Annotated in this window: 20 protein-coding genes and 2 pseudogenes; 14 read left to right on the top strand and 8 right to left on the bottom strand. The window is 70.3% G+C overall.

Annotated features, from left to right (window positions below; translation table 11 throughout):
* Positions 1 to 53: 53 nt before the first annotated feature.
* Positions 54 to 365, bottom strand: a pseudogene (locus AQI70_RS13175) (carboxymuconolactone decarboxylase family protein); the annotation flags it as partial.
* Between the two features lie 196 nt (positions 366 to 561).
* Here AQI70_RS13175 and AQI70_RS13170 point away from each other — a divergent pair.
* Positions 562 to 1,419, top strand: coding sequence for a helix-turn-helix domain-containing protein (locus tag AQI70_RS13170; protein WP_062147996.1), 858 nt, complete (start codon positions 562 to 564; stop codon positions 1,417 to 1,419).
* Positions 1,420 to 1,945: 526 nt separating this feature from the next.
* On the opposite strand, the gene AQI70_RS40155 is transcribed toward AQI70_RS13170, so the two are convergent.
* The gene (locus AQI70_RS40155) at positions 1,946 to 2,086 is read right to left on the bottom strand and encodes a hypothetical protein (RefSeq protein ID WP_244181616.1); all 141 of its coding nucleotides are present in this window, start codon (positions 2,084 to 2,086) and stop codon (positions 1,946 to 1,948) included.
* Positions 2,087 to 2,101: 15 nt separating this feature from the next.
* Here AQI70_RS40155 and AQI70_RS40150 point away from each other — a divergent pair, with 15 nt between their 5' ends.
* Positions 2,102 to 2,239: a hypothetical protein gene (locus AQI70_RS40150; protein WP_244181615.1), complete on the top strand. Its 138-nt coding sequence runs from the start codon at positions 2,102 to 2,104 to the stop codon at positions 2,237 to 2,239.
* 16 nt (positions 2,240 to 2,255) lie between these two features.
* Here AQI70_RS40150 and AQI70_RS40645 read toward each other — a convergent pair.
* Positions 2,256 to 2,336: pseudogene (locus AQI70_RS40645) on the bottom strand (hypothetical protein); the annotation flags it as partial.
* Between the two features lie 254 nt (positions 2,337 to 2,590).
* Between AQI70_RS40645 and AQI70_RS13165 the strand changes: the two are divergent.
* Both AQI70_RS13165 and AQI70_RS13160 read left to right on the top strand, forming a co-directional pair.
* Positions 2,591 to 3,079 (top strand): GNAT family N-acetyltransferase, encoded by a 489-nt coding sequence (locus AQI70_RS13165; protein WP_079051265.1) that lies wholly within the window; start codon positions 2,591 to 2,593, stop codon positions 3,077 to 3,079.
* 501 nt (positions 3,080 to 3,580) lie between these two features.
* The gene (locus tag AQI70_RS13160) at positions 3,581 to 4,609 is read left to right on the top strand and encodes an IS110 family RNA-guided transposase (protein ID WP_062147993.1); all 1,029 of its coding nucleotides are present in this window, start codon (positions 3,581 to 3,583) and stop codon (positions 4,607 to 4,609) included.
* Here the strand turns inward: AQI70_RS13160 and AQI70_RS40140 are convergent.
* Positions 4,569 to 4,886 (bottom strand): helix-turn-helix domain-containing protein, encoded by a 318-nt coding sequence (locus AQI70_RS40140; protein WP_244181596.1) that lies wholly within the window; start codon positions 4,884 to 4,886, stop codon positions 4,569 to 4,571. The genes AQI70_RS13160 and AQI70_RS40140 overlap by 41 nt on opposite strands.
* 128 nt (positions 4,887 to 5,014) lie before the next feature.
* On the opposite strand from AQI70_RS40140, the gene AQI70_RS39100 reads away from it, so the two are divergent.
* The 3 genes from AQI70_RS39100 (at position 5,015) to AQI70_RS40135 (ending at position 10,854) form a co-directional block, all read left to right on the top strand.
* On the top strand, positions 5,015 to 5,158 hold the full coding sequence (locus AQI70_RS39100) for a hypothetical protein (RefSeq protein ID WP_159042651.1): 144 nt from the start codon (positions 5,015 to 5,017) through the stop codon (positions 5,156 to 5,158).
* Positions 5,159 to 5,258: 100 nt separating this feature from the next.
* Positions 5,259 to 9,521 carry a tetratricopeptide repeat protein gene (locus tag AQI70_RS39780; protein ID WP_208607348.1) on the top strand — a complete coding sequence of 1,421 codons (4,263 nt, stop codon included), beginning with the start codon at positions 5,259 to 5,261 and terminating at the stop codon, positions 9,519 to 9,521.
* Complete coding sequence (locus tag AQI70_RS40135) at positions 9,403 to 10,854, top strand: CHAT domain-containing protein (protein ID WP_244181613.1); 1,452 nt, start codon at positions 9,403 to 9,405, stop codon at positions 10,852 to 10,854. The genes AQI70_RS39780 and AQI70_RS40135 overlap by 119 nt, the downstream gene beginning before the upstream one ends.
* Positions 10,855 to 10,864: 10 nt before the next feature.
* On the opposite strand, the gene AQI70_RS13150 is transcribed toward AQI70_RS40135, so the two are convergent.
* A complete protein-coding gene (locus AQI70_RS13150; RefSeq protein WP_062147987.1) occupies positions 10,865 to 11,413 on the bottom strand; it encodes a restriction endonuclease in 549 nt (182 codons plus the stop codon).
* Positions 11,414 to 11,916: 503 nt separating this feature from the next.
* Here AQI70_RS13150 and AQI70_RS40130 point away from each other — a divergent pair.
* Genes AQI70_RS40130 through AQI70_RS13120 form a run of 5 tightly spaced genes read left to right on the top strand, consistent with a single transcriptional unit; the run spans position 11,917 to position 15,555 of the window.
* Positions 11,917 to 12,198 carry a hypothetical protein gene (locus AQI70_RS40130; RefSeq protein ID WP_244181594.1) on the top strand — a complete coding sequence of 94 codons (282 nt, stop codon included), beginning with the start codon at positions 11,917 to 11,919 and terminating at the stop codon, positions 12,196 to 12,198.
* A complete protein-coding gene (locus tag AQI70_RS13135; RefSeq protein WP_244181593.1) occupies positions 12,174 to 12,698 on the top strand; it encodes a transposase in 525 nt (174 codons plus the stop codon). Before AQI70_RS40130 ends, AQI70_RS13135 begins: the two co-directional genes overlap by 25 nt.
* A 46-nt stretch (positions 12,699 to 12,744) precedes the next feature.
* Complete coding sequence (gene pcaDC / locus AQI70_RS13130) at positions 12,745 to 14,046, top strand: bifunctional 3-oxoadipate enol-lactonase/4-carboxymuconolactone decarboxylase PcaDC (protein WP_062147978.1); 1,302 nt, start codon at positions 12,745 to 12,747, stop codon at positions 14,044 to 14,046.
* A 37-nt stretch (positions 14,047 to 14,083) separates the two neighbouring features.
* Entirely contained in the window at positions 14,084 to 14,719 is a 636-nt protein-coding gene (locus AQI70_RS13125) for an MBL fold metallo-hydrolase (protein ID WP_062147975.1), read from the top strand.
* Positions 14,720 to 14,775: 56 nt separating this feature from the next.
* The gene (locus tag AQI70_RS13120; RefSeq protein ID WP_003996647.1) at positions 14,776 to 15,555 is read left to right on the top strand and encodes an exodeoxyribonuclease III; all 780 of its coding nucleotides are present in this window, start codon (positions 14,776 to 14,778) and stop codon (positions 15,553 to 15,555) included.
* Between the two features lie 50 nt (positions 15,556 to 15,605).
* Here AQI70_RS13120 and AQI70_RS13115 read toward each other — a convergent pair whose 3' ends face one another.
* Entirely contained in the window at positions 15,606 to 17,426 is a 1,821-nt protein-coding gene (locus AQI70_RS13115; protein ID WP_062147972.1) for an SGNH/GDSL hydrolase family protein, read from the bottom strand.
* Positions 17,427 to 17,592: 166 nt separating this feature from the next.
* Here AQI70_RS13115 and AQI70_RS13110 point away from each other — a divergent pair, with 166 nt between their 5' ends.
* Together AQI70_RS13110 and AQI70_RS13105 are read left to right on the top strand one after the other, a co-directional pair.
* Positions 17,593 to 18,000 carry a DUF6278 family protein gene (locus AQI70_RS13110; protein ID WP_062147969.1) on the top strand — a complete coding sequence of 136 codons (408 nt, stop codon included), beginning with the start codon at positions 17,593 to 17,595 and terminating at the stop codon, positions 17,998 to 18,000.
* A 137-nt stretch (positions 18,001 to 18,137) separates the two neighbouring features.
* Positions 18,138 to 18,881 (top strand): amino acid ABC transporter ATP-binding protein, encoded by a 744-nt coding sequence (locus AQI70_RS13105; protein WP_062147967.1) that lies wholly within the window; start codon positions 18,138 to 18,140, stop codon positions 18,879 to 18,881.
* Positions 18,882 to 19,106: 225 nt separating this feature from the next.
* Here the strand turns inward: AQI70_RS13105 and AQI70_RS13100 are convergent, their stop codons facing one another.
* Positions 19,107 to 20,675, bottom strand: a complete 1,569-nt coding sequence (locus AQI70_RS13100) for a CocE/NonD family hydrolase (RefSeq protein ID WP_062147964.1) — start codon at positions 20,673 to 20,675, stop codon at positions 19,107 to 19,109.
* A gap of 116 nt (positions 20,676 to 20,791) precedes the next feature.
* Positions 20,792 to 21,550: a hypothetical protein gene (locus tag AQI70_RS13095; protein WP_208607347.1), complete on the bottom strand. Its 759-nt coding sequence runs from the start codon at positions 21,548 to 21,550 to the stop codon at positions 20,792 to 20,794.
* Positions 21,551 to 21,563: the final 13 nt, after the last annotated feature.

Here is a 21,563-nt window from a genome sequence, read left to right as displayed (position 1 = left end):
GGACGGCGGTGAGATTGACGGTTGCCGGACGGCGCGTCGGCGCTGATGTCGCTCTCGGCGAGGATGCTCTTCAGGAGCGTGGCGGCGCTCATCGCGCCCGGCCAGCCCGCGTAGAAGGCCAGGTGGGTGACGGCCTCCACCAGCTCCTCCCTGCTGAGCCCGTTCTTCAGGGCCGTGCGCAGGTGGAAGCCGAGCTGGTCGGTGCGGTACAGCGCCACCAGCGCGGTCACCGTGACCAGGCTGCGGTCGCGCTTGGACAGTCCCGGGCGCTCCCAGACGTCGCCGAAGAGGACGTCGTCGGTCAGGTCGGCGAGCTTCGGCGCCACGTCACCGATGAGCTGTTGCGCTGGGGACTGCTGTGCCATGGTGCGGCTCCTGCCGTGCATGAGAGGTGTGCGATCGGCCGCCTTGGTTCCTTCGCAGGCTTCCGGGACCGGCCTCGACACCTACGCTCACACAGTCCAGGGGCTCCGCAAATGGGAGAAAACCTTGCTAGGAAGCGTCTTCCGTAGGAAAAACTTTCCCACCCACCCTTACCGGGCGGCGGTGCACACTGGGCCCATGACCAGCAACTCACCGCTGAAGGAGCTGGGCGAGTTCCTCAAGACCCGCCGCGGCGAGCTCAGCCCCCGCACCGTCGGCCTTCCCGACACTCCCCGCCGTGTGCCCGGGCTGCGCCGGGAGGAGGTCGCCCGGTTGGCGTCCATCAGCACCGACTACTACATCCGGCTCGAACAGGGCCGCCTTCAGCCCTCGGGGACCGTTCTGCAGGCGCTCGTGCGGGTCCTGCACCTCAGCGACGACCAGAGGGACTACGTGTTCGAACTGGCAGGCCGGGACGCCACCCGCCCCCGGCGCCGCAGCATCCAGAAGGTCCAGCCCCAGCTGCGGCGCCTGCTGGACGACGTGAACTTCACCCCGGCCATCGTGATGGGCCGCCGCCTGGATGTCCTGGCCTGGAACACCCTCGCCGCCGCCATGGTCACCGACTTCTCCCAGATCCCCGACAAGCACCGCAGCTACGTACGGATCCTGTTCACCGACCCCGCCATGCGCACCCTCTACGACAACTGGGAAGCCGTCGCCCGCCTGAGCGTGGCCATGCTGCGCATGGATGCAGCCAAGTACCCCCAGGACCAGCACCTGGCCTCCCTGGTCGGCGAACTGTCCGTCCGGGACGAGGACTTCCGCACCTGGTGGAGCAGCCACCACGTCACCGCAGGGAGTGTCGGCACCAAGACCCTCCACCACCCCGTCGTCGGCGACCTCACCCTCGACTGGGACACCCTCACCGCCGGCACCGATCCCGACCAGCACCTCATCGTGTGGACCGCCGAACCCGGCACCCCTACCCATGACCGCCTGCGCGTGCTCGCCTCCTGGGCCGCCAGCACGAACGTCAACGCCTCGGCCACCTGACCAGTCGCCGTGGCGCAGGGGCGCTCCCCCACGCCCGCACCGATCGAGTGTCGGCCCGCGTGGAAGGCATGACGGCATGACGTGGTCCCTGCCCGAACCGATGCTGACCGTAGCCGTGGACAACCCCGCTCTGCCCGCAGGGTGGGCCGCAGAGCCCAAATCATGGATGGGGTTTCGTTCTGTCCGTTGTCCACTGCGGGCATGGCTCAGGGCCCTCCGGCGTGAAGGGCCCTGGACCAGTGGTGGCGTCGGTTGGAGAGCCGGCAACGAGCGGCGAACCAGGTGCCGAGTAGCTCGTGAAACGCCTCCGAGGCCGCCGCCGCAAGATTTCAGATGGACGGCGGAGCCCAGCGCAGGCTGCTGACCAGGAACCTGCGGACCGTCAACGCCCTGACGGACCCGACGGTCCTCGAGTCGGTGATCGCCGGTGTGACCGCGGGCTCAAAGGGGCGGGCACAGTGTCGCCGGTCGGGCGCCTGTCCATGTGTGAGTGGGGCTGCCGCATGGACAGGCGTGACCGTGGGCCTCAAGCCGTTTCGAGGAAGGGGTAGTCGGTGTAGCCCTCGGCGCCCGGCCCGTAGAACAGTTCCGGCCGCGGCTCGTTCTCCGGGTGGCCACCCTGCCAGCGCTCGACCAGGTCGGGGTTGGCGATGAGGGCCCGGCCCACGACCACGGCGTCGGCGTGGTCGGCCTCGATCTGCTGGAGCGCCTGCTCGCGGGTGGTCTGCCCCCCGAAGGGGCCGTTGTTGACGATCAGCTTGCCGTCGAAGCGCCGCCGCAGCTCCTGTACCAGCTCGCCGCCCGGCTCGGCGTGCAGTGATGATCATTCCGACGCTCGCCCGCTGCCGGTAGTACTCGACCATCAGGTCCCCGGGAATGCCGGAGGAACCGGCCCGGACCCGGGTTATCGGTGCCATGACGATGCGGTTGGCGAGCTCGATCTTCCCGAGGGAGATGGGGGAGAAAAGCGACGGAACGGGCGAAACTTCTGAAATGTTGACAGTCATGGGTTTCTTTCTTTCTGCAAATGCTGCTGGCGGGCGGCCGATCGGCGGCAGTGACGTGGCCGATCGGGGCCTGGGCGAGCGGTTCCCGGGAGCGGTGCAGGAACGCCTGCCCGAGCAGCCGACCCGCTGCACGAAGGCACTCCCCGGTGCGAAATACTCTCCCGATGAGTTCACGCACTTCCCCGATCAGCCAGCCGATCACGATACGAAGGGCCGTCGCGCGGGATGCCAAACGGCTCACGCGGCTCGTGCGTGGCTCAGGCGCCTATCAGGGTAAGTACGCAGCTGCAGTCGCGGGCTACCGGGTCGGTCCTGATTACATCGAGGCCCACCGCTCCTTTGTGGCCGTCGGCGCCGACGAGCATGGAGGCCGGGTCCTCGGGTTCTACTCGCTCGTCGTCGCTCCGCCGGAGCTCGACCTGCTGTTCGTCGCCGACGAAGTGCAAGGACGGGGTATTGGACGGCTGCTCGTGGCGCACATGCAGTCCGAGGCCCGTGCCGCCGGGCTCGACCGTCTCAAGGTCGTGTCGCATCTTCCCGCCGAGGACTTCTACCACCGCGTCGGTGCGGTGCGGACCGGGACCGTGTTCGCGAACCCGCCTGCCGTGCCGTGGGACCGTCCCGAATTCGAGTTTCGCATTCCTTCGGAATGACGCGGTGTGCCGGTTGGAGGGATTCGATGCCGTCCGTCGGGCAGCCGGTGCGGCGGCCAACTTGGCTGCCTGTCAAATCCGGTCACGGGCGAACGGGGAGTCAAGTCTTCGTCAGTCCGTCCAGGCCACGTTGAGCGCCGGTTCGGACGATGCCTTCCGGGACTGATCGGGCCGTGTTGTTGTGCCGGGACCAGTGGGACGGTTGGGCAACACCGTTCCGGACGGGGCTCTGACTCATGACACCTTTGACCGAAGTGTCTTGTCATGGACTTGTCGACTGCCGTTGCGGGATGGTGCCTGCTGTCACCGAGCCACAGGGCGTGTCCCAATAGGGGCCTTGCCGTCAATCAGGCGCCATCACGGTTCAGACCGCCCGACCAGGTCGGTGCCAGCGACCCAGCACGTCACCATGCGGGAGGCGGACCACCATGACACCCAGACAGCGCAGCCCCCACTCCACCAGCAAAGGCCCGCCCGCTTGGGGCGAGGTCGTCCTGGGGGGTGGACACGCACGGCGAGGTCCATGTCGCCGCCGTTCTCTGCCCGCTGGGTCAGATCCTGGGTACGAAGTCCTTTCCGGCCACGGCGGTCGGATACCGTCGGCTGCTCGCCTGGGCCCGCAAGCTGGGGACGGTGCGCCGGGCCGGTGTGGAGGGTACCGGCACTTTCGGAGCGGGCCTGTCGCGCCACCTGCCGGCGCAGCACGTTCAGGTGTTCGAGGTGAACCGCCCCGACCGCTCGGCCCGTCGTCTGCTCGGGAAGTCGGACCCGCTCGATGCGCAGGCTGCTGCCCAGGCCGTGCTGAGTGGTCGCTCCCGGGCGCGGGCCAAAACCGGCGACGGTCCAGTGCAGAGCGCCCGGATGTCCAAAATCGCCAAGGACTCCGCGGTCAAGGCCCGTACCCAGGCGATCAACCAGCTCAAGGCCGTCCTGGTCGTAGCCGACCCGGCTCTGCGGGAGCGGCTGTCCGACCTGGGTAACCGCGAGCTGTTCCGGACCTGCGCGTGCCTCAGCCCGCGCGACGGCGAGGGTGACGAGGATGCCGTCGCCCAGGCCACTCGCATCACCCTGAGGCTGCTGGCCGAGCGCATCGAGCAGCTCACGGGGCAGATCGATGAGCTGAATCAGCGACTGACCGGGCTCGTCGAACGCCATGCCCCGCAGTTGCTCGCGCCGGTCGGTATCGGCCCGGACTCCGCTGTCACGCTCCTGATCACCATGGGCGACAACCCTGAGCGGCTGAGCACCGAGGCGTCCTTCGCCGCCTTGTGCGGGGTCAGTCCCATCGAGTACTCCTCGGGTCGGCAGAGCTCGCGTCGCCTCAAACATGGCGGCGACCGGCAGGCGAATGCTGCTCTGCACCGCATCGTGTTCACCCGGCTGCGCCACGACCCGCGTACCCAGGCGTACTACGAGCGCCGCACCCAGGAGGGCAAAACCCGTCGTGAGATCATCCGTTGCCTCAAGCGATATGCCGCCCGCGAGGTCTTCAACCTGGTCCGGACGGCCTCCACCGACCCCCCGTTATAGGGGCGTCCGTGAGCCGGGGTCGTCGCCCTGGGCCCGGGCCGGTCGCCCAGCCCGTCGAGGCCCTCGGCGTTGACCGGTGCAGCCGGCGGCGCACCGTCTCGGGGTGGCAGCCCACCTGGGCGGCAATGGCCGCCGGCCGCGTCCCGTCCCAGCTGGCCTCGATGATCCGGGCACGCTGGATCCAATCACCCGGGGCATGCCGGGCACCGGCCAGCCGTCGGACCTCACGCTCTTCGTTCTCGTCGCGCGCAGCCCGCGCGAACAGCAACTTCGGCATGGCACAAGCCTCCTACGACGCACGATGCCCCCGACCAGAGCCGCTGACCAGGGGCACATCCGCACCCTTTGAGGAACGCAGCACCAGGCAAGAAGAAAGCCCTGGTCGCGCTCGAACACTCGATGCACATGCTCACCCACGACACCGGCTTCCACGACCTCGGCGACGACTACTACACCGAGCACGACCCCGAACGCGCCCTACGCCGCATCACCCGGCAGGCCAACGACCTCGGCCTCACCGTCCGCTTCGAACGAATCGAGGCCGCATGATCTCACCCCCTGTTCGGCGGCATGACGTTATTTGCGGACCAGCCCTCGCTGATCGGCGGTCTCGGTAGACTGCCGCCGGTTGGGGCGGGCGGAGGTGTTCGTGCGGGAGAAGTTGCTCGCGGCCGTGCGGGCGCGGACCGCGCACGCCATCGAGACCGGTCATTCGCGGTGGGTGCTGGCGCCGGAAGCGTTGGAGGAGGCGGGTGCCCTGCTGGCCCGGGTGCTCGGGTCCGACGAGGATCCCGACCTGGAGGTGCTGCGGGCCGTCGGCGAGCTGTACTGGCTGCGGGTTCAGGCGCTGCCGGTCGATGAATGGGACGAGGATCTGCGCATGGCTGCGATCCTCTACCAGCCGGTGTACCAGGCCGACCCGGATGCGGTGCCGGAACAATTGCGCAGCTTGTACGCCGAACAGACCCGTCGCCCCAAGAAGCGCAAGCGCAAGGGTGGGCGGATGGATCCGGCCGCCTGTACCGACCAGGGTGCGGAATTGTTCGACTGGTTCCTACGCAACGGTGACCTGGAGGCGTTGGAGAAGGCTGTTCACCTGTTCCGGACGGCGTTGTCCGCCGTTCCGGAGGACCATCCGATGTACGGGCCGTGCCTGGCGAACATGCATGCCGCGGCGTCCGCGCTGGCTGACGAGACCGGCGACGAGGACGTGCTGCAGGAGGCGGTGAGCGCGGGCCTGACCCTGCTCGAGGTCATAGACGAACGCGATCCCGAGTACCCCGAACACGCCAGCGAGGTCGGGCTTTCGCTGCGGTCCCTGTTCGAGCGCACTGGGGTCGTCAGCGTGCTGCGAAAGTCGGTGGGGCTGGCCCGGTCCGCGGTGGCCGCGACCCCAGGGGACGGGGCCATCCGAGCCGGTCGCCTGTCCAATCTGGGCGTCGTGCTCCAGATGCTGCACGAGCACGCCGGGGATGCGCGGGCCATCGACGAGGCGATCACCGCCGGGCGGGATGCGGTCGCCGCGATGCCGGTCGGCGATCCCGACCGGGCCACCTGCCTGTCCAACCTGGGAAACACCCTGCGCGTCGCGTTCGAAGCGAGCGGCGACACCGCCATGTTGCGGGAGGCGGTCGCGGTTGGCCGGGCGGCGTTGGAGAGCACGCCGGAGGATGATCCCGGTCGGGCGGGGAGCATGTCGAGCCTCGGCGGCACGCTGCAGTTGCTGTACGAGCACACCGGGGACCGCGCTGCGCTGGCGGAGGCGGTCGCCGTCGGGCGCGCCGCGTCGGCCTCCCTGCCCGCCGACCACACTGACCGGCAGGCTGTCCTGGCCAACCTCGGCGTGAGCCTGCGGGAGCTGTTCGAAGCCACCGGGGACGCGAACCTGCTCCACGAAGCGGTCGTCGCCCACCGCCAGGTCGACGCCGCCACCCCCGACGGGCATCCCAGCCAGGCCAGCCGCCTGACCAACCTCGGGAACACGCTGCGCGCGCTGTACGACCATTCCGGGGATCGGCAGGCATTGGACGATGCCGTCGCGGCCGGTCGTCGTGCCGTCGCGGCGATCCCCGACGGCCATCCCATGCGGGCCGCGAGCCTGTCCAACCTCGGGAGTTCGCTGCTGGCCCAGTTCGACGAGACCGATGATCTGCGGACGCTGGGCGAGGCCGTTTCGGCCAACCGAAAGGCTCTCGCGGCGATTCCGGTCGATCATCCGTGGCACGCCCGATTCCAGTCCAACCTCGGGACCAGCCTGCACATGCTGTTCAAGCGGACCGGTGATCTCGACAGTTTGCGCGAGGCCATTGCGGCCGGTCGGGCCGCGGTCACCGAGGTGCCTGACGGCCACCCGGAACTGGTCAGCTACGTGACCGGCCTGAGTGCCACCCTGCGCACCGCGTTCACCAAATCCGAAGACCAGCAAGCACTTTCGGATGCCCGGAATGCTCTGGCGGACATCGCGGCCACCGGCGTCGGCGCACGAGATGGTTTACCGGAAGACGATCCGGTCCTTTCGATGATCCGGTCCGATCTCGAGCCGGCCGCGCAGGATCCTGCCGAGGAGACCGGCTCGAAACAGAATCCGGACCCGGAGGTGGAACTCGACGAGCGGCCTGGACAGGGTTCGACGAGGGATCATCGGATCCGGCAGGTCCGCGGTCGGGTCGACCGGTTCACCACCACTCGTGCGCCGGAGGTCGTGCTCGGCTCCGACGCGATCGGCGAGGTGGTGGACCTGCTCTGTTCGGTGCCCGATCCGGTCGAGGACATCGAGGTTGCGCAGACCGCGGGCTGGCTGTTCTGGTTGCGGTTCGCCGCCCGCGGCACGGTGGACGGCGAACCGGAGCTGATGCTCGCGCTGGATCTGCTGGCCCCGCTGTACCCGTTGGGCGCCGGCGCCGTTCCCGAGCTGATCGGCGAACTATGGGACGACAAACCGCCGGCCGAGCCGGACGGGGCCGCGGTGCTGGCCAAGCTCGGTCGGGCGCAGTTCCGAGAGGCGCAAGAGAACGACGACGACGCGGTCGCGCTGAACCGGTCCGTCGACCTGCTGCGGCGGGCCGTCGCCGTGGCCGGATCCGACCACCCCGACTACGCCCAATGCCTGACCAACCTGGGCAGCGCGCTGCTGACCCGGTTCGAACGCGCCAAACTCCCCGCCGACTTGTCCGAGTCGATCGAGTTCTGCCGGGCGGCGGTCGGGGCTAGCCAACCCGACGAGCCCGCCCGCGCCATCTACCTGTCCAACCTGGGCAACGCCCTGCTGACCCGGTTCGAGCACCTGGCGAGCGAGGCCGACCTGGACGCCGCCATCGAGGCCGGCCAGGCCGCGGTCACCGGCTGGCCCGATCACCCCGACCACGCCGCGATGGTGTCCAATCTCGACCTCGCGCTGCGGGCCAGGGCCGCGTTCGGCGATCAGGCGGCCGGGCTGGATCGGAGGATCGAGGAGGCGCGCACCGGCTCGAGCGCACCCGATGGGCCGGACGCGGCCGAACTGAGCGAGCTGCTGCTGGCCCGGTTCGAACGCGCCGGGGATCCGGCGGATCTGGACGAGGCGATCCAGGTGCGCCGGGACGCGGTCGCCACGGCGGTCGACGATTCCGGACGGGCCTCGCACCTATCCGGCCTCTGCGACCTGCTGCGGGTCCGGTTCGTCCACTTCGGACACAAATCGGACCTCAGCGACGCGATAGCGCACGGTCGCGCCGCGGTGGCGGCGACCCCGGCCGGGGATCCCGGGCTCGGCGGGTGGCAGGCCAACCTCGCCAACGCGCTGAGCCAGCGCTACAAGAACACCGGCGATCTCGGCGACCTGGAGGAGGCGGCCGCGCTCGGCCGAAGCGCGGTGGCCGCCACGCCCGTCGGCGACTTCAACCGCCTCAATTACTTGACGAGCCTTTGCGACACCCTCCGCATCTTGTTCGAGCGCACCGACCGGCTCGCGGATCTCGACGAAGCGGTCGAGGCCGGGCGGGTCGCGGTCGACGCCGCACCGCAGCATTCCCCGCACCTCCCGGCGTTCCTCGGCAACCTCGGGGCCGGGCTGCTGGCCCGGTTCCGGCGTACCGGCAGCCAGGCCGACCTGGACGAGTCGGTCGATCTGCTGCGGCGGGCGGCGCTCGCCGCGCAGGCCGCTAGCCCGGACCGGGCGTTGATGCTGGCGAACCTGGGCGCCGCCCTGCAGATCCGCTTCGATTCGGTGGGCGACCCCGAGGACCTGGACGAGGCGATCGACGTCTGCCGGGAGGCCGTGCGCGCCACCCCGCTCGAGCACCCCGGCCGGGCGGCACGCCTGTCCAACCTCGCCGGGGCGTTGCAGGCGCGGTTCGGGCTCGGCGGCGAGGCGACAGATCTGGACGAGGCGGTGGAGGCCAGCCGGTCCGCGGTCGAGGCGCATCCACCCGGTCACCCGGCCCGGGCACCGGCGTGGTCGAACCACGCCCTGGTGCTGCGCGGGCGGTACGAGCACAGCGGCCGGCCGGCGGACCTCGACGTGGCGGTGGCGGCCGCGCGCGCCGCGGTGGCCGAGGCGCCCGCCGATCACCCGGACCGCCCCGCGTACCTGGCCAACCTGAGTGGGGCGCTGCGCGACCGGCACGCCCGGACCGGTGCCGATGAGGACCTCGACGGTGCGCTCGCGGCGGCGCGGGAAGCGGCGTCGGCCGACGTGGGTCCCCCCCCGGGTCCGCGCGGTGGCGGCGGCGCGGTGGGGAAGCCTGGCCGCGGCGGCTGGCCGGTGGGCGGAGGCCGTGGCCGGATACCAGGCGACGATCGATCTCTTGGCCCGGATGGTTCCGCGCCAACTCACCCGCCGCGACCAGGAGTTCCTGCTCGATGGCACGCACGGGATCGGGTCGGAGGCCGCCGCGTGCTGCGTGCGGGTCGGGTCGGTCGCCCAGGCCGTTGAGCTGTTCGAGCAGGGCCGCGGCCTGCTGCTGAGCCAGGCGCTGGACAGCCGCACCGACCTCACCGCGCTGGCCGAGCGCCATCCGGAGCTGGCCGACCGGTTCACCGCGCTGTGCGCGGAGCTCGACTCCCCCGGTCCTGCGGACGATGTCGTGGCGCGACGTGCGACGGCCACGGCGTTCGACCGGCTCGTCGCGGACATCCAGAAGCTGCCCGGGTTCGACCGCTTCCTGCGCCCACCGGCCGTGGCTGACCTCGCGCCGGACGAGGGCCACGTGGTGATCGTCAGTGTGTCCCGGTACGGCTCCTACGCACTGATCCTGCCCGCCGACGGTGAGGTCACGGCCGTGCCGCTGCCCACGCTCACGCCCGACGCCGTGCTGGCCGAGGTCGGCGACTTCCTCCGGGCGGTCGAGGACACCACCGCCAACTCGGCGCGGACCCGAGCCGCCGCCCAGGATCGGATGACGCGCACGCTCGGCTGGCTGTGGGACACGGTCGCCGGTCCAGTACTCGACGCCGTGGGCATCACCAGGACGCCGCGCGGCGGCGAGTCCTGGCCTCGACTGTGGTGGTGCCCGTCGGGCCTGCTGTCGTTCCTGCCACTGCACGCAGCGGGCCACCACGACACGGCGTCCGACGCCGTGCCGCGCACGGTGCTGGACCGGGTGGTGTGCTCCGTCACCCCGACGCTCCGGGCGTTCGCCCATTCCCGGCGCGCAGCGGATTCGGCCCCGCCTCGTGCCGGTCGGGCGGTCGTGGTGGCGATGCCGAAGACCCCGGGTGGATACGCCGATCTGTCGGGTGCCGAAGCCGAAAGGGCGGTGCTGCGCCGGCACTTCCCCGGCGAGGTCGACGTGCGCACTGGCACGGCCGCCACCCACGACGCCGTGCTCGACGCGCTGACCGGGGCCCGGTGGGCACACTTCGCCTGCCACGGGCGTAGCGACCTGGCCGATCCGTCGGCCGGGCGGCTGGTGCTGGCCGACCACCACAACCGGCCGCTCACCGTGATGGACCTGGCCAGGCTCCGGATGGACGACGCCGAATTGGCGTTCCTGTCAGCGTGCTCCACCGCGCGTCCCAGCGGTCGGCTGGCCGACGAGGGGATCCACCTGGCCTCCGCCTTCCAACTCGCCGGCTACCGGCACGTGATCGGCACCCTGTGGCGGATCGGTGACTGGCAGGCGGTGGACGTCGCCGACCTGATCTACTCGGCGATCGCCGACGGCGCGGGCGTTGCCGAGGCGGTCCACAGCGCGACCCGCCGAATGCGCGACCGATGGCCGGATGACCCATCGGCGTGGGCGTCGCACATCCACGTCGGCACGTAGCCGGAGGATGTCAGGCAGGCTGTCCCAACAGGAATGTCGCGACACAAGCCGCATGATCATCGTCGTCGGCGGACAGCACCAGACCCCGCGAGCCTGCCCCACCGCTGTAATGCGCCACGAACGTGGGGCGCGCGGTCGTGGTGTCCCTGGTCGCGAACACGAAGCGGCTCTCCGTGACCGTCACCAAAGCAATGCCATGCGCCGCCGCGAACTCGACCGCACCACTCTGGTACGGCGAAGTGGCGACCATTACACCCTTGTGCGCGCCGACGCTGTGGATCTTCTGGTGAAGCACCTGGACGAGTTCACGCTTGATCGGATTCCGGTGCAGCTTGGCCTCGACGACCACCAGGAAGGCCATTCCCGCGAACCGGTACCGGACGGTCGCGTCGATGTCGTACGCACCATCGGCGCCAACGATCTTCTCGTGCACGGTGACCACGAGGTCGTCCACCTCCGACCCCGCCGCGCCCAGCAGCTCCCCCGCGACGAATTCCTCGAACTCCCCAGGGGTGATCGCCGGGTGCGGGTAACGCAGGGTGCGGTTGTCCTCGGTCACGCGCCGACATTACTTCAGGCCGTCACATTGTCGACTGCCTCAGCGCCGGAGCCCGTCGCTGGGTCATGGCGAAGAGGCGGGCGGCGAGGTCAAGCCGTGGCGACTCATGTACTGACGGGCGCGCCAGAGTGCTTGTTCCCAGGCTTGCTACGTGCCAGGCGACGAGGCGTCCCGCCCGCTGAGGCGTGCGAGCAGATCACGGCATTCTGCACGGCCCGCACGCGGGCCGGAAGCCGATCCAGGCCCTTGAGCGCCGCCGTGTAATCGCCCTCGACCGGGACGGGCTCGCCGACGTCCCGGGAGTTGGCGCGGGAGCGGAGCATGCCCAGGGCCCACAGGACACCGTCGAGGAGTTCGGCCATGAGCGTGGCATCGTCGCCGGCGACGCCGGCCTTCGTCGGTGTCAGGTTGATGGTGAAGCTGAGCTCCGGTATCGCTGTCAGTGACGCAGGAGATGGTCATGCGCTCGACCGCCCTCAGTTGATGGGAGTCACCCGAAAGAAGTGGCTCCCATTCGTTCGACGCTGGTGTTCGGTGAAGCTGACGTGGTCGACGGTGGCGGTGTGGCGCTGGGCGGCATTGACGGTGAGGCCGAAGAGATCGGCGATACGCCGGGGATCTCCTTGGCCGGCCTGTGCTTCGTCAAGGACGCGGTCGCCCGCACCCAGGCCATCAACCAGCTCAAGTCCGTCCTCATTACCGCTGACCCCGCCTTGCGGGAAGAGCTAGCCGGACTGGGCAATGCCGAACTCTTCCATACTTGCGCGCGCGGTTCGCGGATGTGAGCAGTCGTGAGGAGGCTGGCAAGGAGTCGGTGCTGCAGGCGACTCGGATCACGCTGGGGCTGCTGGCTCGCCGGATCGATCAGCTCTCCGAGCAGATCCGGGAGGTGGACGCTCGTCTGGCCCGGCTCGTGGAATGTCACGCGCCCCAGCTGCTCGAGGTGGTGGGGATCGGTCCGGACACGGCCGTCGCCTTGCTGATCACGGTGGGGGACAACCCGGAACGGTTGGACAGCGAGGCGTCGTTCGCCGCTTTGTGCGGGGCCAGTCCCGTCGAACGTTCCTCGGGACGCCGGCAGTACCGTCGCCTCAACCGCGGCGGCGGCCGTCAGGCCAACGCCACGCTCCATCGCATCCTGTTCACCCGCCTGCGGGTCGACCCGCGCACCCAGGGCTACTACGAGCGCCGGATCAAGGAGGGCAATCACGGCGCGAAATCGTCCGTTGCCTCAAACGCTATGCGGCCCGGGAGGTCTTCCACCTGGTCAAACAGCTACAGCTAGGACCCCGCTCATAGGGGCTGTCGTGACAGATGAGAGGCTCAGGCGGGTGAGTGAGACACCGATGAACACCCTGCAATACCGCTTTGACGGGCCAGACGACGCCCCGGTCCTCATCCTCGGCCCCTCGCTCGGTACGACCTGGCACATGTGGGACCGCCAGGTCCCCGAGCTGACGCAGCAGTGGCGCGTCTTCCGGTTCGACCTGCCGGGCCACGGCGGTGCGCCCGCGTACCCGTCGGGCTCGGTCGCCGAGCTCGCCGAACGGCTGCTGGCCACGCTCGACGGCCTCGGTGTGCAGCGCTTCGGCTACACGGGCTGCGCGCTCGGCGGCGCGATCGGCGTCGAGCTGGCCCTGCGCCACCCGGAGCGGGTCGCCTCGCTCGCGCTCATCGCCGCCTCGCCGCGTTTCGGCACGGCCGACGAGTTCCGGCAGCGGGGCGTGATAGTGCGCACGAACGGCCTCGACCCCATCGCCCGCACCTCGCCCGACCGCTGGTTCACCAGCGGTTTCGCCGCGGCCCAGCCCGCGATCACCGAGTGGGCCGTGCAGATGGTGCGCACCACCGACCCCGGCTGCTACATCGCGGCCTGCGAGGCGCTCGCCGCCTTCGACGTACGGGCCCAGCTCGGCCGCGTCGGCGTGCCGACCCTCGTCCTCGTCGGCTCGGAGGACCAGGTGACCGGCCCCGCCGAGGCCCGCACCCTGGTCGCCGGCATACCGGACGCCCGCCTCGCCGTCGTCCCGGGCGCCTCCCACCTGGTCCCGGTCGAGCAGCCCGCCGCCGTCACCGATCTGCTGGTCCGGCACTTCTCCACCGCCTGGCAGCCCGCCTACGACTCCACCACCGGCCAGATGGCCGCCATCCAGGCCGCCCCCGTCAAGCCGGTCCTGGCCGCCGCGCCCCCGCAGCCCGCGCCCATCGCCGAGATAGCCCCGGCCGCCGTACCGCCGCAGCCGGCGGGACGGCCCGACCCGTACGACGCCGGGATCAAGGTCCGTCGCGAGGTGCTCGGCGACGCGCACGTCGACCGGGCGCTGGCGCAGGCGGACGAGTTCTCGGGGGACTTCCAGGAGTTCATCACCCGGTACGCGTGGGGGGAGATCTGGGACAGACCCGGCCTCGACCGGCGCTCCCGCAGCTGTGTCACCCTCACCGCCCTGGTCGCGGGCGGCCACCTGGACGAACTCGCCTTCCACACCCGCGCCGCCCTGCGCAACGGCCTCACCCCGAACGAGATCAAGGAAGTGCTGCTGCACGCGGCCGTCTACTGCGGCGTACCGGCGGCGAACAGCGCGTTCAAGGTCGCCCAGCAGGTCATACGCGAGGAGACCACGCCCGAGGAGTGACGCTCGGCAGCGGGCCCGCGCGCGGCAGGATGGTGCCATGAAGCTCACGAAGAAGTCGCACGCCTGCGTCCGGCTCGAGAAGGACGGGCAGACGCTCGTCCTCGACCCCGGGGGGTTCAGCGAGCAGGACGCCGCGCTCGGCGCGGACGCGATCCTCGTCACACACGAACACCCCGACCACTTCGACGAACCGCGCCTGCGCGCCGCCATGGAGAACAACCCGGCCGCCGAGATCTGGACCCTGAGGTCGGTCGCGGAGAAGATCTCGTCGGCCTTCCCGGGCCGCGTGCACACCGTCGGTCACGGCGACACCTTCACCGCCGCCGGCTTCGACGTCCAGGTCCACGGCGAACTGCACGCCGTCATCCACCCGGACATCCCGCGCATCACCAACGTCGGCTACCTCATCGACGGCGGCAAGGTCTTCCACCCCGGCGACGCCCTCACCGTCCCCGACCGTCCGGTGGAGACGCTGATGCTCCCGGTCATGGCGCCCTGGAACAAGATCTCCGAGGTCATCGACTACGTCCGCGAGGTCGGGCCGCAGCGCGCCTACGACATCCACGACGCCCTGCTGACCGACCTGGCCCGCCCGATCTACGACCGTCAGATCGGCGGCCTGGGCGGCTCGGAGCACCTGCGCCTGACGCCGGGGGAGTCGGCGCAGGTGTGAGCGGCCCCACCCCGGGCGGGGCCGCGTTGTCGTACCCGCCCGGTAGGTTGTGAGGCATGCGCATCGCCACCTGGAACGTGAACTCGATCACCGCCCGCCTGCCGAGGCTCCTGGCCTGGCTGGAGAGCAGCGGCACCGACGTGCTGTGCCTCCAGGAGGCCAAGGTCGCCGAGGAACAGTTCCCGTTCGACCCGCTGCGCGACCTCGGCTATGAGGCGGCGGTCCACGCCACCGGCCGGTGGAACGGCGTGGCGGTGCTCTCCCGCGTCGGCCTCAAGGAGGTCGTCAAGGGCCTGCCCGGCGACCCCGGCTTCGACGGCGCCGTGGAGCCCCGCGCCATCTCCGCGACCTGCGGCCCGGTCCGCGTCTGGTCGGTCTACGTGCCGAACGGCCGTGAGGTGGATCACCCCCACTACGCCTACAAGCTCCAGTGGTTCGAGGCCCTCAAGGCCGCCGTCGCCGGCGACGCGGGCGGCAGCCGCCCGTTCGCGGTGCTCGGCGACTACAACGTGGCCCCGACGGACGACGACGTCTACGACGTGTCCGCCTTCGAGGGCCTCACCCACGTCACCCCCGCCGAGCGGGCCGCCCTCGCCTCCCTGCGCGAGTCCGGCCTCTCCGACGTGGTCCCGCGCCCCCTCAAGTACGACCACCCGTACACGTACTGGGACTACCGCCAGCTCTGCTTCCCCAAGAACCGCGGCATGCGCATCGACCTGGTCTACGGCAACGAGCCGTTCGCCAAGGCGGTCACCGACGCGTACGTGGACCGCGAGGAGCGCAAGGGCAAGGGCGCGTCGGACCATGCGCCCGTGGTGGTCGACCTGGATGTGTAGACGCGCCCCAGCCGATCAGCGGGCCCGGGCGGCTGCCGCCGCGCCGGGGGTCACGGCACCAGCCCCCGCAGATCCACCGACTCGGCCAGCGCGGCAAGGCCCGCGTTACTCGGATGCAGATGGTCCCCGCTGTCGTACGCGGGCAGGATCCGGGACGGCCGCGCCGGATCGCGTACCACCGCGTCGAAGTCGAGCACGCCGTCGAACCCGGCGGCGCCGGAGCGGATCCACTGGTTCACCTTGACCCGCTCCGCGTCGACCGCCGCGGTGCACCGCGTCTCCCCCTCACAGGGCAGGAGCGTCGCCCCCAGCATCCGCAGCCCGCGCGCGTGTCCCCGGGCCGTGATCTCCCGCAGCCCGGCGATCACCTGCTCCGCGGTCGTGCCCCAGCGCACATCGTTCACGCCCTCGAAGACCACCACCGTACGGGCGGACGTCTGGGCCAGCACATCCCGGTCGAACCGTTGCAGGGCGCTCACCCCCGCGGTGTCCGAGGAGACACCGTCACCGGGATAGCGGTCGCTGACCACACGGTTGCCTGAGATCCCCTGGTTGAGCACTCCATAGCGCGGGACCACACTCTGCTTCAGCAGCCGGGTGGCCAGCACATTGGGCCACCGCCGGTTGCCGTCCATCGTGGACTTGTCGCCGTCCGTGATCGAGTCGCCCAGCAGCACCACGGACCCCGGCCCGCCGCCCACGTCGACACCCGTCAGCAGCGGCCAGCTGGTCAGGACCGTGGGGTACGCCGACGAGGAGCGGTCCGCCGTATGGTCGCCGGGCCCGCTCACATACGACCGCTGCTGCGCGAGCCGGTGCACGGGCGCGGCCGGCACGGTCCCGGGCAGGTGGAAGCTCACCAGCAGATTGGCGTCCGCGGGCACCTGGAAGCCGAGCGGATCGCTGTACGCCTGCGCCCCGGCCGGGATCCGGACACCGGCCGCGCCCCGGAAGGACACCCGTACCGGCGTTCCTCGCGCCGCCGCGCCCGCCCTCTGCACCGCGACCGTGGCGCTCCCGATCCGCACCGGTGCCGCCGCGAACGTGTTGTCGAACCGCAGGCGCACCCGCGGCCCGCCCACCGAGGTGTGCACCACCAGCCGCAGCGTCCGGTCGGTCCACGGCCCCACGGTCGGATAGCCGCCCGTCGCGGTCGCCCAACTCCCCGTCCAGCCGGGGGAGTGGGCCCGTACCGCCAGCGCGAACACATGCAGCGCGCCGGCGTGTGGCAGCTGCACCGAGGCGACCGCGCGCCCCGCGAGGATCGGCACCGTCATGACGTACAGCCGCGCCTGCTCGGTGAGTTGTCCGCCGGGCGTGTTGATGTGCGGCAGGCCCACGGCCTTGGTGGCGAGCGGGCCGGTGCGCCAGTCGGGCGCGGTCAGGGTGTAGGCGGTCCGGGCGCCGTCGGCGTAGAACACCGTCCCGGTTCCGCTGACGCCGACGCCGCCCGTGCCGGCCACCAGGAAGGCGAGCGCGTCGCCGTGGCCGCGCACCCGCACGTGCTGGCCGTGGGCGCGTACGTTGTCCGGCCGGCCGGGATGCCGCTTCGGCCAGGTCAGCCGGGCTCCCTGCACGGTGAGCGTGCGGCCGGGTGTCCAGCCCGCGGCCGAGAGGTCCTGTGCGGACAGGGAGGCGCCCGACCCGTCGAAGTTCGCCTCGCCGGGCCGGGCGTCGTCGCTGACGGCCGTGTTGTCGAAGAGCCGCCCCAGGGGGAGCGGCCCGGCTCTGTGTTCGGTGGCCGCCTGTGCGGAGACGCCCGGCACCAGGGCCGCGAAGAGGGCGAGGACGACCGCGGAACTCCCCACACATCGGCGCAACTCCGACTCCTCCCGTTCACGACCGCTGAAGGACTGCGTATGACTGCACATGACAATTCAGGTGAGACGCTCAGACGTGACGCACGACGCATCGCGAAGTTAGAGAGACGCCCGTGACCCGTCAACGAGCCATGCCCGAACTCGGCGTGAACTCGACCCGAATCGACGGCCCGCGCGCCTGTGGTGCGTTCGGCAGTACGAATGACACGCTGGGCATATGAAGATCCCTTTTCTGGGCAATCGGCCCGACAAGCGCGGGGCCCCCGACCCCGAGGGCATCGCCGGACTCCTCTCCGAGTGTGAGCTCCTGCGCTCCCACGCCTCCGGGGCGGGCGTCGAACTCGATGACACGGCTGCCTCGTTGGAGGCGCTGGACCAGCTGCTGCCGCGCTGGCGGGACGACGAGGAGATCCTGCCCTGGCTGGGCAACGACGCCGGGCTGTATCTCGGCACCGTCATCGTGCGGACCGTGCGCGGAGCCGCCTGGGAGATCCGGCCGGACGGTCAGCCGGTCGTCCGGCTCGCCTCCGGCCGGGAGTTCGATGTCGTGGCCTCCGGGCAGGAGTGGGCCGCGAGCGGGGTGCCCGAGCTGTCGCAGCTGTACGGGGAAGTGGCGGAGGCGTGAGGGCCTGGCCCCTAGCGCGGTATAAATACGGCGTAAATACGGCTATTGCCCGAAAAGTGCGTGTCGGGTATTAAGTCCACTCTTGTCCGGATAGTTTGCGGCCACCGCTACACAGCTGAAAATGACTGGGGCTGGGCATGGCTGGCGATCCACTGATCGAGCTGCGTGACGTCAACAAGTACTTCGGTGACCTGCATGTGCTGCGGGACATCAACCTCACCGTCGCCAAGGGCGAGGTGGTCGTGGTCATCGGCCCGTCGGGTTCGGGAAAGTCGACGCTGTGCCGGGCCATCAACCGGCTGGAGACCATCCAGTCCGGCACGATCCTGCTCGACGGACAGCCGCTGCCGGAGGAGGGCAAGGGGCTCGCACGGCTGCGTGCCGAAGTCGGCATGGTCTTCCAGTCCTTCAACCTCTTCGCCCACAAGACGGTCCTGCAGAACGTCTCGCTGGGCCAGATCAGGGTCCGCGGGCGCAAGCGGGAGGACGCCGACGAGCGCTCCCGTGAACTCCTCGACCGGGTCGGCGTGGGCGACCAGGCGGACAAGTATCCCGCCCAGCTCTCCGGCGGCCAGCAGCAGCGTGTCGCCATCGCCCGGGCGCTCGCCATGGAGCCCAAGGCGATGCTGTTCGACGAGCCCACCTCCGCGCTCGACCCCGAGATGATCAACGAGGTCCTGGAGGTCATGCGTCAACTCGCCCGCGACGGGATGACGATGATCGTCGTCACCCATGAGATGGGTTTCGCCCGCTCGGCCGCCAACCGCGTCGTGTTCATGGCCGACGGCCGCATCGTCGAGGACCGCAGTCCGGACGAGTTCTTCACCAATCCCAGCAGCGAGCGCGCCAAGGACTTCCTGTCGAAGATCCTCCATCACTGAGCGGGGAGCACCACTCATGCGGAGTCGAACGGCGTTTGTCCCCACCGGAATCCTCGCCGTGTCCGACCTCGACTACGATGGTCCGTCCGTCCCCAAGGCCGTGGAGGTGGCCCCGGCCGCGACCAGGGACGCTGCTGCCGGGTGGGGATCCCCCCACGGCCCCTGGACCAGGGGCGGCAGGGGGCAGCAGTCACAGAGCCATACCCGCCCGGCGCCGGCCGGAGATCACTGCTCGCGCAGTGGAACCGACACGTACGACGGGTCGTTCGCCGGTGAGGAGAAGGTCAGCCGCGCGCCGGACGGGTTGTGCTCGATGTAGAGCGGGTCGACCGTGTCGACGACCAGGGCGAGACGGTGCCCTGCCGGGACGTCGTAGGCCGTGGAGAACAGCTCCAGGTCGACGGTGAACGGCTGACCGGGCGTCCGCCCGTGGAAGGTGTACGGCGCGTTGCTGACCAGCTTGCCGAGGCCGAGCGGGCCCACGTCGTAGAGGTAGGCGACGAGGGTGCCGCTCTCCTTGGTCGGGGTGATCGTGGTGTGCAGCTTCGCCGTGCCGCGCACGTGCTGCGGCGTGGCGTACTTCTCCGACTGCCATACGGCCGCCCAGAGCCGGGGGAGCAGCGGGATCGAGGCCACCGGGGGCAGTTGGGCCACCTGGTCGAGGATGCTGGACAGGAAGACGACCCCGCCGTCCGCGCCCGAGTTGACGTTGGTGCGGATGGTGGTCGTGCCCGCGAGGGCGATCTTCTTGTTCGTCGCGCCGACCGACTTCCAGTCCGGGTAGCCCTCGTAGCCGCCCGTGGAGCGGGACTTGAGCCGGACGGGCAGCTCGCGGTCGATGCCGTTGTCCTCGCCCTTGAGGTAGTGGTCGAACCAGCGCTCGGTGTCCGTCCAGACGTCGTTGGGCAGGCCGAACAGGCCGGTCAGCTCGGCGGTCGCGTGGTCGCCGGGCCGGAACTCCAGCCGCTTCGGGCCGGTCAGCTTCTCGTAGAAGTCCGCGTACTGGTTGGGCGGGAAGACCGTGTCGCCCCAGGCGTTGGCCATCATGACCGCGGCGCCGCTCTTGTTCAGTTGGTCCACATAAGTAGCGGCCGAACGTTTCTTCCCCCAGTTGATCATGTCCTGTTCCTTGGACAGGTTGGAGGCGTAGAAGTCGTCGAAGATCTGCCGCAGTTCGGCGCTCTGGCGGCCGGTGACCAGGCTCGCGCCGTCCAGCAGCCCGGCCGCCTGGACGTGCTGGGTGCGGCCGGAGTAGATCGAGTCGATCAGGTCGGCCCAGCCGCTGAGGGCGGCGACCGCCCTGACCCGTTTGTCGTGCGCGGCGGTCAGCAGGCTGATGCCGGCGCCGTACGAGACGCCCGCCATCCCGATGTGCCCCGCGTCGGCCGGGGTGTTGGCGAGCGCCCAGTCGATGACTTTCGAGGCGTCGGCTATGTCGGGTGGGCCCGCCACTTCTATCTGGCCGCCCGACTGCCAGAAGCCGCGCACGTTGTAACTGACCACCACATAGCCCGAGTTCGCGAGCTTCTGGGCCTGCGCGAAGTACTCGACCTGGGGCAGGCCCCAGCTCGTGGGGAGGACCAGCAGCGGGTAGCGGCGGGTGCCGTCGGAGCCGGCCGGTGTGATGACGTTCGCCTTGAGGGTGGTGCCGCCGTCGCCGGTGATGTCGACGAAGCGGACGCCGTTCGTGGCCGCCTGGGCGGTGGGGGCGAGCCCGAGGGCGCTACCGGCGATCAGGGTCGCGGAAACGGCGCCCACGGCGGTCGTGCGCAGGGCCTTGCGTTGGGTTCCCACGGGTCACTCCTCACTCGTGTCAATGCAAAGTGACCCGACGGTAACCGTGGCCTCTTACCGCAGGTAACCCGTCGGTAAGTTACGTGGGAGTAACGATTGTTGCCATGTGAATGAATTCAGGGGGCGCGGTGGGAATTGCGTGGAGCCGCTGGTGTCGGCAGCGGTGCCTGCGCCGCCCGTGTCACGTCCGCGACCAGCTCGACGACGTCCGGTCCGTAGGCGGCCGAGTTGACGACCTTCAGCAGCAGGACGAAGGAGCTGTTGCCGTACTTGCGGGTCAGCCGCTCGTGGTTGCGGGCGAGATAGCGGGTGCCGGCCTGGTTGGTGATCGAGGTCTGCCCGCAGAACAGGAAGACGGGGCGGGGGCCCTGGCTCTGGCCGACGGTGAGCCGGGCCAGGAGGGCGTACTCCTCCTTGCCGACCTCCACCCGGTAGCGCTCGGAGCCGATCTGGAAGGCGCCCCGGTCCGGTCCGGGCTCGGCGTCGACGTTCACCCGTACACCGGGCAGCAGGGAGGCCAGGTGGGCCATCATGCGCCGGTTCGACGCCGGACCGCCGACGCAGAACTCCGTGCGCTCGCCGAAGCCCTGGCGTGCCGCGTCGTGCGGGATGATCTGGGCGTGGGCGTTGCAGTCCTTGATCAGGGCGGCGAGTTCCAGGAGCGCGAAGACGTCGTAGCGCATCACCGTCAGCTCGGGTCCGCCGGCACCGCGGTTGACCACCAGCAGCGACTCGGCGTTGTCGGGCAGCCCGAAGAACGCCTGCTTGCGGCGGAGCCTGCGCTTCCACAGGTAGGTGCGGGCCAGCCAGCCGAGCGCGGCGCTGATACCGGCGGCGACCACACCCAGGACGATGTTGCGCACGTCGTCGTTCATGGGCGCGCATGGT

The organism is Streptomyces curacoi (assembly GCF_001513975.1).
Lineage (GTDB): Bacteria > Actinomycetota > Actinomycetes > Streptomycetales > Streptomycetaceae > Streptomyces > Streptomyces curacoi.
This window is presented reverse-complemented; position numbering and strand designations above follow the sequence as displayed.

Bases quoted from the DNA above. Each gene is read 5' to 3' on its own strand.
- AQI70_RS13170 (WP_062147996.1), top strand. From the start codon at position 562: ATGACCAGCAACTCACCGCTGAAGGAGCTGGGCGAGTTCCTCAAGACC.
- AQI70_RS13165 (WP_079051265.1), top strand. From the start codon at position 2,591: ATGAGTTCACGCACTTCCCCGATCAGCCAGCCGATCACGATACGAAGG.
- AQI70_RS40140 (WP_244181596.1), bottom strand. From the start codon at position 4,886: ATGCCGAAGTTGCTGTTCGCGCGGGCTGCGCGCGACGAGAACGAAGAG.
- AQI70_RS39100 (WP_159042651.1), top strand. From the start codon at position 5,015: ATGCTCACCCACGACACCGGCTTCCACGACCTCGGCGACGACTACTAC.
- AQI70_RS40135 (WP_244181613.1), top strand. From the start codon at position 9,403: ATGGTTCCGCGCCAACTCACCCGCCGCGACCAGGAGTTCCTGCTCGAT.
- AQI70_RS13125 (WP_062147975.1), top strand. From the start codon at position 14,084: ATGAAGCTCACGAAGAAGTCGCACGCCTGCGTCCGGCTCGAGAAGGAC.
- AQI70_RS13120 (WP_003996647.1), top strand. From the start codon at position 14,776: ATGCGCATCGCCACCTGGAACGTGAACTCGATCACCGCCCGCCTGCCG.
- AQI70_RS13115 (WP_062147972.1), bottom strand. From the start codon at position 17,426: ATGTGCAGTCATACGCAGTCCTTCAGCGGTCGTGAACGGGAGGAGTCG.
- AQI70_RS13110 (WP_062147969.1), top strand. From the start codon at position 17,593: ATGAAGATCCCTTTTCTGGGCAATCGGCCCGACAAGCGCGGGGCCCCC.
- AQI70_RS13105 (WP_062147967.1), top strand. From the start codon at position 18,138: ATGGCTGGCGATCCACTGATCGAGCTGCGTGACGTCAACAAGTACTTC.
- AQI70_RS13095 (WP_208607347.1), bottom strand. From the start codon at position 21,550: ATGAACGACGACGTGCGCAACATCGTCCTGGGTGTGGTCGCCGCCGGT.